This is a genomic window from Amycolatopsis regifaucium (genome assembly GCF_001613935.1).
In the GTDB taxonomy this organism is placed as follows: Bacteria; Actinomycetota; Actinomycetes; order Mycobacteriales; family Pseudonocardiaceae; genus Amycolatopsis; species Amycolatopsis regifaucium.
Genome location: NZ_LQCI01000052.1, coordinates 1 through 13,997, shown reverse-complemented (window position 1 = coordinate 13,997; position 13,997 = coordinate 1). Strand labels below are relative to the sequence as shown.

7 protein-coding genes and 1 pseudogene are annotated in these 13,997 nt (G+C 70.6%); 5 read left to right on the top strand and 3 right to left on the bottom strand.

Annotation, left to right across the window (positions count from 1 at the left end; all coding sequences use genetic code 11):
- The first annotated feature begins 50 nt into the window (after nt 1-50).
- Genes AVL48_RS35715 through AVL48_RS35700 form a run of 4 tightly spaced genes read left to right on the top strand, consistent with a single transcriptional unit; the run spans nt 51 to nt 10,867 of the window.
- Complete coding sequence (locus AVL48_RS35715; protein ID WP_061981093.1) at nt 51-1,811, top strand: fatty acyl-AMP ligase; 1,761 nt, start codon at nt 51-53, stop codon at nt 1,809-1,811.
- Nucleotides 1,808-8,296 carry a type I polyketide synthase gene (locus tag AVL48_RS35710; protein ID WP_061981094.1) on the top strand — a complete coding sequence of 2,163 codons (6,489 nt, stop codon included), beginning with the start codon at nt 1,808-1,810 and terminating at the stop codon, nt 8,294-8,296. Before AVL48_RS35715 ends, AVL48_RS35710 begins: the two co-directional genes overlap by 4 nt.
- A complete protein-coding gene (locus AVL48_RS35705) occupies nt 8,293-9,876 on the top strand; it encodes an acyl-CoA carboxylase subunit beta (RefSeq protein WP_061981095.1) in 1,584 nt (527 codons plus the stop codon). Before AVL48_RS35710 ends, AVL48_RS35705 begins: the two co-directional genes overlap by 4 nt.
- 13 nt (nt 9,877-9,889) lie before the next feature.
- Entirely contained in the window at nt 9,890-10,867 is a 978-nt protein-coding gene (locus AVL48_RS35700; protein ID WP_061981096.1) for an alpha/beta hydrolase, read from the top strand.
- 47 nt (nt 10,868-10,914) lie between these two features.
- On the opposite strand, the gene AVL48_RS35695 is transcribed toward AVL48_RS35700, so the two are convergent.
- The 3 genes from AVL48_RS35695 to AVL48_RS35685 are packed head-to-tail and all read right to left on the bottom strand — an operon-like array spanning nt 10,915 to nt 12,867.
- Nucleotides 10,915-11,880 (bottom strand): pyridoxal-phosphate dependent enzyme, encoded by a 966-nt coding sequence (locus tag AVL48_RS35695; RefSeq protein ID WP_061981097.1) that lies wholly within the window; start codon nt 11,878-11,880, stop codon nt 10,915-10,917.
- Entirely contained in the window at nt 11,877-12,521 is a 645-nt protein-coding gene (locus AVL48_RS35690; RefSeq protein WP_061981098.1) for a helix-turn-helix transcriptional regulator, read from the bottom strand. Before AVL48_RS35690 ends, AVL48_RS35695 begins: the two co-directional genes overlap by 4 nt.
- Nucleotides 12,514-12,867, bottom strand: coding sequence for a RidA family protein (locus AVL48_RS35685; protein WP_061981099.1), 354 nt, complete (start codon nt 12,865-12,867; stop codon nt 12,514-12,516). The genes AVL48_RS35690 and AVL48_RS35685 overlap by 8 nt, the downstream gene beginning before the upstream one ends.
- Before the next feature lie 318 nt (nt 12,868-13,185).
- Here AVL48_RS35685 and AVL48_RS35680 point away from each other — a divergent pair.
- Nucleotides 13,186-13,958 (top strand): annotated as a pseudogene (locus AVL48_RS35680) (DUF222 domain-containing protein); the annotation flags it as partial.
- Nucleotides 13,959-13,997: the final 39 nt, after the last annotated feature.

Sequence of the window (13,997 nt, the reverse complement as noted above, 5' to 3'; positions counted from 1 at the left end):
GTGCCGTTCCGAATTCACCCGCTCCCGCTCACGTCGTCAAACGAGGGGCCATGGAAACCATTTCGGAAACGGTCGTCGTCGCCCACGGGCAGGACGACGCGCTCGCCGGGGAGTCGTTCGCGACCCTGCTGGAGTACTGGGCCCGCCGACTCGGTGACGAGGTCGCCGTGACCTACCTCGACCATCGTTCCGGCGCGGACGGCAGGGCCGTCACCCTGTCCTGGCGCGAGCTCGACGACCGGGTCGGCGTCCTCGCCACGCGGCTGGCCGACTTCGCCGTGCCGGGGGAGCGGGCGGCGATCCTGGCCAGGCAGTCCGCCGATTACGTCGTCGCCTTCCTCGGCGCGATCCGGGCGGGGCTGGTCGCCGTCCCGCTGTTCGCCCCGGACCTGCCGGGGCACGCGGGCAGGCTGGCGGCCGTGCTCGCCGACTGCGCGCCGCGGGTCGTGCTCACGACCGCCGACGCGATCGACGGCGTCTCCGGTTTCCTCACCTCGACGGAGATCGCACGGCCCGCCGTGCTCGCCGTCGACACCCCTACTCCGGTCGCGGCCGGTGAGCGTTCCTGGCCGCGACCGGAACCGGACGGACTGGCGTACCTGCAGTACACGTCCGGTTCCACCCGGAGCCCGGCGGGAGTGATGCTGACCCACCGCAACGCGCTCACCAACGCCCGCCAGGCCTGCGACTCCTACGGGGTCGAAACCGGCACGACGTCCACTGTCAGCTGGCTGCCGCTCTTCCACGACATGGGGCTGATCCTCGGCATCGGCGCCCCGATGGCGGCGGGCGCGGCGTCGGTCCTGATGGATCCGCTCGCGTTCCTCGAACGCCCGTCGCGATGGTTGCGCGCGCTCACGGCCAGCCCCGGCGCGATCAGCGCGGCACCCAACTTCGCCTACGCCTACGCCGCTTCCCGGGTGACCGAAGCGGAGAAGAGCTACCTCGAACTGAGCCGGGTCGTCTCGCTGATCAACGGAAGCGAGCCCGTCCTGCCTTCGACCATCGCGAAATTCCACGACGCCTTCGTGGACTGCGGGCTGCGGCCCGAGGTGCACCGCTCGTCCTACGGCCTGGCCGAAGCCACCGTGCTCGTCTCCGTCACCGATGCGGGCAAGGCGCCGCGGCAGGTCACCTTCGACCGCGATCGGCTCGCCGCCGGGTTCGCGCTGCCCGCCGGACCCGGCGCGGCATCCACCACGCTCGTCTCTTGCGGACTTCCCGCCGGTCAGCGGATCCGCATCGTCGACCCCGTGACGGGGGCTTCGGCGGAGGCGGGCGAGGTCGGCGAAATCCAGGTGAAGGGCCCGAACGTCGGCGTGGGCTACTGGGGGCGGCCCGGCGCCTCGGCCGCCGTGTTCGGCCTGCCGCCGGTCGATCCGGACACCGGCACCGGCTGGCTGACGACCGGGGACCTCGGCGTGCGCTACGACGGCGAGCTGTTCGTGACCGGCAGGGTGAAGGACCTCGTCGTCGTCGACGGCCGCAACCACTACCCGCAGGACATCGAGCAGACGGTGGAGACGCATCCCGCGGTCCGGCCGCATTCCGCCGCGGCCTTCGCGATCGAGCACGAAGACGGCGAGGCGGCGGTCGTGGTGCTGGAACGGGCCAAAGGGGTCGAGGCCGACGTCGCCGTGGTGACCGCGGAGATCCGGAGAGCGGTCTCGGCCGCGCACGGTCTGCGGCCGTACGACGTCGTCGTGCTCGAACCGGGCGCGGTTCCGCGTACCTCCAGCGGCAAGATCAGCAGGGTCCTGTGCCGGAAGTCCTATGTGGATCGTGCGCTGACCGCACGGCGGCTCGGATGACCGCGGGGATCCGGGACTGGCTGATCGCGCGGGTGGCGGAACGGACCGGGCTTCCCGCGGACCAGGTCGATCCGGACCGCCCGCTGTACGAAAGCGGGCTTTCGTCGCGGGAGTCGACGGCGCTGGCCGCGGATCTTGGCCGGTACCTCGGCCGTCCGCTGGCGCCGACCCTGGTGTGGCAGTGCCCGACGATCAACGCCCTCGCCGCTCATTTGTCCACAGTGGAGCATGAGGACGTCGCGGCCGTGGAAGGCCGTGAAGGGGAACCGATCGCGATCGTCGGGGTCGGTTGCCGTCTGCCGGGCGGGGCCGAGTCCGCGGACCGGTACTGGCGCCTGTTGGACGCCGGAAGCGACGGTATCCGCGATGTCCCGGAGGATCGCTGGGAGGCGTTCGGCGCCGACCTCGGCTGGCTGCCCGGCCGCGGCGGGTTCCTCGGCGACGTCGCCGGTTTCGACGCCGGGTTCTTCGGCATCACGCCGGACGAGGCCGAAACGATGGACCCCCAGCAGCGGATGCTGCTCGAAGTCGCTTGGGCCGCGCTGGAAGACGCCGGGATCCCGCCGTCCACCCTGCGGGGAAGCCGGACCGGCGTGTTCGTCGGGCTTTCGGCGGGCGAGTACGGGCACCTGACCATGTCCGACCCCGCCGCCGTCGACGTGTGGTCCGCCACCGGGGCGGCGACCAGTATCGCCGCCAACCGGCTCTCGTACCTGTTCGACCTGCGCGGCCCCAGCCTCACCCTCGACACCGCCTGCTCGTCTTCGCTGGTGGCGGTGCACCAAGCGGTGCAGAGCCTGCGTCACGGCGAATGCGGGACGGCGCTGGCCGCCGGGGTGAACCTGCTGCTTTCACCCGCCGTCACCGCGACCTTCCACCGCGCCGGGGTGCTCGCTGCCGATGGTCACTGCAAACCGTTCGACGCCGCAGCCGACGGCATCGCCCGCGGCGAGGGGTGCGGCGTGGTCGTGCTCAAACCGCTCAAGGCCGCGCGCCGCGCGGGGGACCGGGTACTGGCCGTGATTCGCGGCAGCGCGGTGAACTCCGACGGCCGGTCCAACGGCCTCGTGGCCCCCAACCCGGACGCGCAGGCCGCCCTGCTGCGTGCCGCGTACGCGGCGGCGGGCGTCGAACCGTCCTCCGTGGACTACGTGGAAGCACACGGGACCGGCACCGCGCTGGGGGATCCGATCGAGGCGGGCGCGCTCGGCGCGGTGCTCGGCGCCGGCCGCGAACCCGCCCGCCCGCTGCTGATCGGTTCGGTGAAGGGAAACCTGGGCCATCTCGAAGGCGCGGCGGGAATCGCCGGGCTGATCAAGGTCGTCCTCGCGATGGTCCATCGGCGGCTCCCGCCGACCCCGCATCACCACGAGCCCAGCCCCCACATCGACTTCCCCGGTCTCGGCCTGCGTGTGGTCGGCACCGCGACGGACTGGCCGCGCTACTCCGGCGTCGCGCGGGCCGGGATCTCCGCGTTCGGCTTCGGCGGGACCAACGCCCACGTCGTACTCGAAGAGTGGCCCGCGGCGTCGTTCCCCGCTCGGGGGAAGGAAACCGAAGGCCCGCAGGTGTTCGCACTGTCGGCCAGATCGACTGAAGTACTCCGGGCGCGGGCCGCCGACCTGGCGGACTGGCTCGACGACCCCGCCCAGCGCGCCGTGCCACCGGACGCCGTCGCCGCGACCCTGGCGCGGGGCCGGGATCACCTTCCGGTCCGGGGCGCGGTGATCGCCGAGAAGCGCGACCGGATCGCTGCCTCCCTGCGGGAAATGGCGGCCGGACGCGAGGGCGGCGGCGTCGTCACCGGTGAGGCCGGGCGCGTGCCCCGTGTCGTGTTCGTCTTCTCCGGCTACGGCTCCCAGTGGCCCGGGATGGGCCGCCACCTGCTGCGCACCGAACCCGCGTTCCGCGCGGAGGTCGAGGCACTCGATCCGGCGTTCGTGGCCGGAGCCGGGTTCTCCCTGCGTGAGGTACTTTCCGGCGAGCACGACCTGCCGGATCTCGGCGCGACGCAGCTCGCGTTGTTCGGTATGCAGCTCGCACTGGCCGGACTCTGGCGCGCGCACGGTGTCGTCCCGGCGGCGGTGCTGGGGCATTCGATGGGCGAGGTCGCGGCCGCCGTCGTCGCGGGGGCGCTGGACGTCGCGGACGGGCTGCGCGTGATGGCCACGCGGGCGCGGCTGCTCGCCGAGGTCGACGCGACGGGAGACGGCGCGATGGCCGTGGTCGAACTGTCGCCGGCCGAACTGGCCGACCTGGAAGCGGAGTTCCCCGGCATCACCGTCGCGGTGTACGCGTCGCCGGTACAGTGCACCGTCAGCGGGGCCGCGGACCAGGTCGAGGCGCTGGTCTCGCATGTCGAGCGCCTCGGGAGGCTGGCCAGAAGGCTGCCCGTCGGGGGAGCCGGTCATTCGGAAGCCGTCGACTCCGTGCTCGGCCGGTTCCGTGCCGACCTCGGCGGTCTCACCCCGAAGCCGGCTGAAATCACCTGCTACAGCAGTGTTCTCACCGATCCACGGTGGACACCGGCGTTCGACGTCGAGTACTGGGCGGCGAACCTGCGCCGTCCGGTACGGTTCAGCCAGGCGCTGGCGGCGGCGACCGCCGACGGACACGGCGTGTTCATCGAGATCTCTCCGCATCCGGTGGCGCTGGCCGCGATCGAGCAGAGTACCGGCGCGCTCGCGCTGCCGTCGGCGAGCCGCAAGATCGACGAGCGGACGGCGTTCCTCACCACGCTCGCCCGGCTCCACACCCTCGGCCTGCCCGGCGTGCTCGACGCGCGCGGTCCCCGTCCGGTGCCGGTCGCCTTGCCCGGCCCGCGCTGGCGGCACGAGCGGTTCTGGCCGCGGCGCCCGGCCGCGGTGCCCGGATCCGGTGGCGCGCATCCGTTGCTGGGTGTCCACATCGAACAGCCGACCGGCGGTGGCCATCTGTGGCGCGGAGACGTCGGGACCGCGGTACTGCCGTGGCTGGCCGACCACGCGGCGATGGGTGTCGCGCTGTTCCCCGCCGCCGGTTTCCTGGAACTGGCGCTCGCGGCGGCCAAGGCCGTTCTTCGCCCCGGCAGGCAACTGCGCGTCGGCGATCTCGAACTGCACCGGGTGCTCCCGCTCGCCGCGCACACCGAGGTCACGACCAGCCTCGGCACCGGTTCCGGGCCGTCCGAAGTGGACATCTACGCCCGGGCGGCGCACGGCGGTTGGATCCGGCACGCCACCGCGCGAGTCCGCGACGGGGATACCACGGTGGTGCCGTTCGGCGCTGTCGGCGGGGAGGCCCGGCCGATCGACCTCTACCAGGCGCTGGCCAAGGTGGGGCAGAGCTACGGCCCGGCTTTCCGTGCGCTGCACGGAGTCCTGGCCGTGCCCGGCCGTGCCTCGGCGTCGATCACCCAGCCCGCCGACCATCCGGCGTACGTCCTGCACCCGGTGATCGCCGACGCCTGCCTGCACGCGCTGGCCGCGGCGGGCGGGGACGCGCTGCGGGAAGCCGACGGCGTCTTCCTGCCGCTGACCGTGGGCGAGGTCGTCCTGGCAGGCGATCCCCGCCGCGGTGTCCGGGTCGACGCCCTGCTCGATTCGCTCGATCCGGCCGGTGACGGCCTGGTCGGCGGCGTCCAGCTGGTCGACGCCGACGACGTCGTCCTGGTCGAGTTCCGCGAGGTCTACTGCCGCCGGTTCCAGCGTTCGGCCCTGCCGGTCCCGATGACGGACCTGCTGTTCGAAACCGTCTGGCGGCAGGCTGAGCTGCCCGCGACCGAGGCGGTGGAACGCAACTGGGTCGTGTTGCACGACGCCGGACACCAAGGCGCCCCGTGGCTGACGGCGTTACGCGACCGGCTCACCGAGACCGGGGACGAGCTGGCGATGGTCCAGCTCGGCGACCGGGCCGCGCTGGCGGCAGTGCTGCGATCCCGCGAGGTGACAGGCGTACTCGCGTGTGTCGCCACGACGGGCGACCCCGACCCGATGCGGGCCGGGCAGACGATCGCCACCCTCTCCGCCGTCGTCGCCGAACTGGCCGAAACCGCCTCGTCCCCACGGTTGTGGCTGGTCAGCGCGGGCGCGTCGGCCGTCGAACCCGGCGAGCGCGGCGACCCCGGCCAGTCCTGCCTGCGTGGGCTGATCCGGGTCCTCGCCTTCGAACATCCCGGACTGCGCGCGAGCCAGGTCGACTTCGACGCCGAACCGGATCCCGCCCTGCTGTGGGTCGGCAGGCTGGTGGCGGAGATCCGGGCGGACGCGCCGGACGACGAGGTCTCGTGGCGCGAAGGCATCCGGTACACCCGCGTGCTGGGTCGTCCGACGCTCGGTGAACCCGTCCGCGAAACCGTTGTGCGCGAAGGCGCGTACGTGATCACGGGCGGACTCGGGGGCCTCGGTCTGGTCGCGGCGGACTGGCTCGCCGGACGCGGCGCGACCAGGCTCGTCCTCTCCGGCCGTCACGGCGCGGGCCCGGACACCGAACCCGCGCTGACGGCACTGCGCGACCTCGGCGTCGAAGTTCTCGTGGTGACAGGTGACATCGCCGAGCCGGGGACGGCCGAGGCACTGGTCGCGGCGGCCACGGAAGGCGGTGTGCCGTTGCGCGGGGTGCTGCACGCGGCCGGCGTGCTGGCCGACGGCGCTGCCAGTGCTGTCGGCACCGAAGCGGTCGAGGCGGTCTGGCGGGCGAAGGCGCTGGGATCGTGGCGGTTGCACGAGGCGACCGCCGGACACGACCTCGACTGGTGGCTGGCCTACTCGTCGGCGGCCGCGTTGTTCGGCTCACCCGGTCAGGCCGCCTACGCCACCGCGAACGCCTGGGTGGACGCGCTCGTCGCGTGGCGCCGGGCCGGTGGCCTGCCGTCGGCGACCATCGGCTGGGGAGCCTGGGGCGAGGCGGGCGCGGCCGTCGGCAGCCGCAACCCGGTGCTCGAACCGCTCGGCACGGAGGAGGCGCTGACGGCGTTGGACGCCGTGCTGACGCGTGACCGCGTCGCGACCGGGATCGCCCGTGTCGACGCCGGAACCGTACTGGCCCTGTTCCCCCGGCTGGTCGAACGACCGTTCTTCGGAATGCTGGTACCGCGGGACGAACCCGGGGTAGCACCGTCCACTTGGGATGGATTGGACGCACTGCGCGCGGTCCTGCCGGAAGCCGCGCGCGAGATGCTGGCCGACTACCTGGCCGGGCTCGTCGCCGGGATGCTCGGCCTCGCGGCGGACGAAATCGACAGGCACGCTTCGCTCACCCGGCTCGGACTGGACTCGCTCACCGCCATGCGCGCCCGAGGAGTCGTGGAACGCGATTTCGGTCTGCCACTGCCGATTCCGCTGCTGTTGCGCGGCGCGAGCCTCGGCGAACTCGCCGACCACCTCGCCGAACAGGCCGGCTTCGGCACGAGCGGTCCGCGGTCCGCCGCACCGGCCGTCAAGGTCGGGCCACGCGATCCCGCCGAACGCTGGGTCGCCCGGCACTGGCAAGCGGAGCTGGGTGACGCGGAACCCGGAGTCCACGACGACTTCTTCGCCGCCGGCGGAAACGCGGAAGGCGCGGAACGGATGCGCTCGGCGATCGCCGGTCAGCTCGGCGCGGTCCCCGACGTCGACCGGCTCTTCGCCACTCCGACGATCGCCGCGATGGCCGATCTGCTGCGCGCCGGAATCGAGGGCCGCGGGGACTGCCCGGTCCGGCCGCTGCGCGAGGGTCGCGGGGAGCCGGTGTTCCTGTTCCACCCGGCGGGCGGTCCCACAAGTGTCTACGAAGGACTCGTGCGACTTCTGCCGGGAGACAGGGCCGTTTACGGGCTCGAACGGATCGACGACGAGAACACCGTCGAGGGAAAGGCCGGCTGTTATTCCGAGCTGATCCGGGAAATCCAGCCACGGGGACCGTACCGGCTGGGTGGCTGGTCGTTCGGCGGCTGCCTCGCCTACGAGACGGCCCGGCGGCTGACCGCGGCGGGGGAGCGGGTCGACCTCGTGTTCATGATCGACAGCATCCTGCCGTTGCCCGCCCCGGGGAAACCGGCGCACGAAATCCTGCTGGACCGGTTCGACCGGTTCGCCGAGCACGTCGAACGGACCTACGGCGTCCCGCTGGACTTCCCGCGTGCGGAACTCGTCCAGCTCGGCGAGGAGGACCAGATCCGGCTGGTGATCGGCAAACTGGCCGCACAGGTGCCTGGCATGGGACAAGGGGTGCTGCGGCATCAGTACGAGTCCTATGTGGACGCCCGGGTGGCCGAACGGTACTCCCCGGAGCCGTATGCCGGACCGGTGCTGCTCCTGCGCGCGCAGGATCCGCATCCGCTGACCACCACCCTCGACCCGCGCTACCTGCGCACCGACGACACCCTCGGCTGGGACGCCTTCTGCGCCGACCTCGAGGTCGTCCGGATCCCGGGCGATCACCTGTCGATGATCGACCCGCCGCACGTCGAGGTGGTCGCCGCGGCGCTCGCGAACCGGCTCGCGGCACCGAGGGCGGCGCGGCCATGACCGACGTCCCCCTGACTCCGACGACGGCGTTCCGGATCGCCGATCTGGCCGCCCGTCAGGACGAAGCCGTCCGGATCGCGGAGAAGCGGGCCGTCGACCGGCAGCACGCCAAGGGCAAGCTGACCGCGCGCGAACGCGTCGATCTGTTGCTGGACCCCGGTTCCTTCGTCGAACTCGACCAGTTCGCCCGGCACCGGTGCACCGAATTCGGGATGGACGCCAACCGGCCCTACGGCGACGGTGTGGTGACTGGGCACGGCACCGTCGACGGCAGGCGGATCTGCGTGTTTTCGCAGGACTTCACCGTCTTCGGCGGCAGCATGGGTGAGGTCTTCGGCGAGAAGGTCCTCAAGGTGATGGACCTGGCGATGACACTGGGCTGCCCCATCGTCGGGATCAACGACTCCGGCGGCGCGCGGATCCAGGAAGGTGTCGTCTCGCTGGCGTACTACGCCGAACTCGGCAGGCGTAACGCCCTGGCGTCCGGGGTCATCCCGCAGCTCTCGCTCATCATGGGGCCGTGTGCGGGAGGCGCGGTCTACTCGCCGGCGATCACCGATTTCACCGTGATGGTCGACGAGACCGCGCATATGTTCGTCACCGGGCCGGACGTCGTCAACGCCGTCAGCGGCGAACGCGTCACCGCGCAGGAACTGGGCGGCGCCATGGTGAACAGCGAGGTCTCCGGGAACGCCCACTACCGGGCCGTCGACGAACAGGACGCGATCGACTGGGTGCAGACCCTGCTCGGCTACCTGCCGTCCAACAACCTCGACCCCGGCCCGGAGTACGCCGACGAGACGGAGCCCGAGTTGACGGCCGCCGATCTCGAACTCGACCGGCTGGTGCCCGATTCGCTGAACCAGGCCTACGACATGACCGAGGTGATCGTCCGCCTCGTCGACGACGGCGAGTTCACCGAGGTGCACAGCGGCTTCGCGCCCAACATGCTCTGCGCGTTCGGCCGGGTACGGGGCCGCACGGTCGGGGTCGTGGCCAACCAGCCGCGGCATCAGGCGGGCGTGATCGACATCGACGCCTCGGAGAAGGCCGCGCGGTTCGTGCGCTTCTGCGACGCCTTCAGTATTCCGTTGCTCACTCTCGCCGATGTCCCCGGTTACCTTCCCGGTGCGGAGCAGGAGCGGAACGGGATCATCCGGCGCGGCGCGAAACTGATCTACGCCTACGCCGAGGCGACCGTGCCGAAGGTGACCGTCGTGCTCCGCAAGGCTTACGGCGGCGGCTACGCGGTGATGGGGTCGAAGCATCTCGGCGCGGACGTCAACCTGGCGTGGCCCACCGCGGAGATCGCGGTGATGGGCGCCGAGGGCGCGGTGCGGGTCCTGCACCGGCGTGAACTGGCCGCGATGCCGCCGGAGCAGCGATCCGCCGAACGGGAACGGCTCACCGAGGCGTACCGCGAACGGCATTCGAACCCTTATCTCGCCGCGGAACGCGGTTACGTCGACCAGGTCATCGCGCCGTCTCAGACCCGCCTTCAGGTGGCGAGGGCGTTGCACGCGCTGCGGACCAAACGACAGACCCTCCCGGCCAAGAAGCACGGAAACATCCCGTTGTGACCAAGGAGAAGTGATGAACCGAACGCGGTGGTGGGGTCTGCTGGTGTTGTCATTGGTCGCCTTGCTCGGGACGTCGATCCCGGCGAGCGCCGCTCCCACACCGGCCACCGCCGACAACGGCGCGAAGGTCGTCGAGGAGACCTGGCTGGACGCGCGCACGGTCGACCTCAAGATCAACTCGCCTGCCCTCGGCACCACCGGCATGGTCCGCCTGCTGGTCCCGGCCGGCTGGGCCGCGCAACCGGCGCGGACCTGGCCGACGTTGTACCTGCTGCACGGCTGCTGTGAACCGGTCGACTACCGCTCGTGGGACCAGTTCACCGACGTCAAGGCGTTCACCGCGGACAAGGACGCGCTCATCGTGATGCCGACCGGTGGACCGGCCGGGATGTACACGAAGTGGTGGAACTTCGGGCTCAAGAGCACTCCGGACTGGGACACCTTCCACACCCTGGAGGTGCGGCAGATCGTCGAACGCGGATACCGCGCCGGGACCCGCCGGGCGATCGCCGGGCTGTCGATCGGCGGGTACGGCGCGCTCGCCTACGCGTACAAGCACAAGGGGATGTTCGGCGCGGCGGCGTCCTACAGCGGTGTTCCCAACACGCTCTACCAGGGGACACCGCTGTTCATCCAAGGGATCCTGGCCCGCGCGGGGGTCTTCAACTACCTCGAACTCTGGGGGGACAGCTGGGGGATGCGGCCGCTGTGGTCGGCGAACAACCCTTACGACCACATCGACGACCTTCGCGGTACCGCGCTCTACATCTCCTGTGGCAACGGCCAGACCGGTCCACTCGATCCGCCCGGTCAGTCCGACATCTTCGAACCTTCGGCACTGGGTACCTCGGTGAGCTTCACGGATCGGTTGAAGCTCAAGGGAATCCCGGTGACCGTCGACTACTACGGTCCCGGCACGCACAGCTGGCCCTACTGGCAGCGAGCTTTGCGGAACTCGTGGCCGGTACTGGCCGGCGCACTCGGCATTTAGAGGACCAAACGCGGGGTGTGGGCGCCGAGCGTTCCGCATTCAGAGGACTAAACGCGGGTGGTGATGAGTTCCGCGAAGCGTTCCGGGCTCACGTTTCCGCCGCTGATGATCACGCCGACCCGGCCGGAGGCGGGGACCGCACCGCTGAGCAGCGCGGCCAGACCGGTCGCCCCGCTCGGCTCGATGACGAGCTTGAGGCGTTCGAACGCGAACCGCATCGCGTCCCGGACGGCATCGTCGGTGACCAGCGCGATGTCGTCGACGAGCTTCCGGTTGATCGAGAAGGTCAGTTCGCCGGGCACGGAAGCGGCCTGTCCGTCGGCGATCGTCCGGGGGACCGGGATCGAGACGCGTTCGCCCGCCTCCAGTGAGCGCTTGGTGTCGTCGCCCGCGGCGGGCTCCACGCCGACGACGCGGATCCCGGGCTGCACCGCTTTCGCGGCGGTCGAGCTGCCCGCGATGAGACCACCGCCGCCGACCGGGACGATCAGCGTGTCGAGGGAACCGGTGTCCTCCAGCAGTTCCAGTGCCGCGGTGCCCTGCCCCGCGATCACGTGCGGGTGTTCATACGGCGGGATGAGCGCGAGGCCTCGCTCGGCGGCCAGGGCCTCACCGATCGCGACGCGGTCGCCGGTGTACCGGTCGTAGGTGACGATCTCGGCGCCATAACCCGCGGTGGCGTCCTTTTTGGACTGCGGCGTGTCCTCGGGGATCAGGATGACCGCGCTGCTCCCCAGTTCCCGCGCCGCGAGCGCGACGGCCTGGGCGTGATTGCCCGAGGAGTAGGCGGCGATGCCCTTGGCCAGCTGCTCCGGCGAAAGCCGGGACGCGGCGTTGTACGCGCCACGGAACTTGAAGGCGCCGACGCGCTGGAGGTTCTCGCATTTGATGAGGACCTCGGCGCCGACCAGGTCGTCGAGGGTGCGGGAGCGCACGACCGGGGTCCGGTGTGCCACACCGGCCAGGCGGGCGGCGGCGTCGCGGATGTCGTCGATGGTCACGGGGGCGGTCATGATGCTCCTTGATCACGGATTTCGGACAGGTAGTTGTAAGCGGAGGCGCGGGAGATCCCGATCCGGGCCGCGACCTGCGGCACCGCCCGCCGAACGGCGAAGACGCCGCGCGCGTGCAGACTGCGGAACAGGTCGAGCCGCTCTTCCCGGCTGAGCGCGGCCCACGGTTTGTTCAGCCGCAGCTGGTGTTCGTCGACGATCGCGTCCACCACCGCGTCGACGTCGTCGCCGAAGGTGGTGGTCGGCGTCTCGGCGGTGGTGCCGACGTCGGCGAGTTCGCCGACGAGGGTCCGCAGCTGGCCGAGCGCGGTGACGTCGAGATTGACGCACAGCGCGCCGAACACCGAGCCACCGCTGTCGCGCAGCAGCATCGTCGAGGACTTCACGAGCTTGCCGGACGCGGTGCGGGTGACGTAGTTCAGCTGGTCCTCGGCCTCGTCACCGCGCGCGAGCAAGCCCATGCCGATCTCGCTCATCGACCCGCCGACACTGCGATCGGTGACCGATCCCGCGATCGCCACCACCGACTTCTCCGGACGGCGGAAGTCGTGCACGACGACCTCGCAGAACGAGCCGAGCGTCGCCGCGATGCCGTCGGCGACCGGGGCGAGCGCGTCGAGGATCGCGTCCTGTTCAGACATTGCGTACCCGGGCGAGCGCCTCGACTTCGACGACGCCGCCGTAGGGCAACGAGGCCACGCCGACACAGGTGCGCGCGGGCCGGGGTTCGGCGAAGAAGTCTTCGTAGACGCGGTTGAGGCCGTCCCGGTCGGCGATGTCGGTCAGGTAGACGACGACCTTCACCACGTCGGCCCGCCTCGCGCCCACCGAGCGCAGCGCCGCGTCGAGGTTGGCGAAGGCCTGCGGGCATTCGGCGGCGAAACCGCCCGGCGCCAGCTCGCCCGTCTCGGTCACGCCGAGCCGTCCGGACACGGAAACCAGGTCGCCGCTGCGGAAGGCCGGGGGATACGGATGCTCGTTGCTCACCAGACTGACTGTATAAGCATTGGACGAAAAGTCCAGGTGGTGCCGGTCACGTGTCGGCTGTGCCCTCGACTGGTTGGTCATCCCTGGCTGAGGGCGACAAAAGGCGCCTTTCGCATTTAGTCGACTAATTGCGGTGGGTCTCGCGCGGTGCTTTTGAGTGCACCGGTCGCCGCGCAATGCCCGCATTTAGTCAACTAAATGCGGTCTCGGAAAGTGGTCGGCTGACCGCGTGTTATCACCCTTTAGTGGTCAAGGTGGCCGGTTCATTGTCGCTTAATTACGAACACAGGTTCGACCAGTTTTTGGTATTATCGAGGGGTGTCTGAGACGTTTCTTCCTGAGTTGCCGCAGGAGTTGTGGCGTGCTGGCAAGCTGGAGCTTGCTTATGGCGTGCGGCAGTTTCTGCGGGTGATGCGGATGGCGTCCGCTGGGTTGGGGCAGTTTTTGGCGGAGGTCGAGTCTCGTGGTGTCAAGGACTTGTACGGTTATGGTTCGACGGCGGCGTGGTTTGCTGATGTGGCGGGGTTGTCGTCTCGTGAGGCGGGTCCGGTCGTGCGGCGCGCGATCGCGTTGAACCCGACTCGCGCGTTGGATGGCACGGAGGTTCCTCCGGTGGCTCCCGCGGCCGCCGCGGCGGCTGCTGAGGGGGCGATCGGGGATCATCGGATCGATCGGATTCTGGAGTTTCTGGGGAAGATCCCGGCGGAGGTGTCGCCGGAGGATCGGGAGTATNNGAGCCGAAGGATCCTGAACCGGCCCCACCGTCGAGGGAAGTCACCCTGGAGCGTCGCAAGGACGGGTTCTGGAAACTGACCGGTCTCCTCGATGATGAGCTGGGTGCCCGGACCGCCGCGGTGCTCGACGCCTACGCGAAGCCACGCCCGGTCGATGAGTTCGGTCAGGCGGATCCGCGCAGCAGGGCCGAACGGCAGGGTGACGCGTTCGCGGAGGTGCTGGATCTGGCGATCGCGTGCCCGGACCAACCCGGCACCTTCGGGTATCGGACCCTGGTACACGTCACCATCGGACTCGAAGAACTCAAGTCCGGGATCGGGACAGCGTGCCTGGACTTCGTCGGGGCCATGACGGCCGTGTCATGACAACCGTGTAAGCCACGGATGGACCAAGAT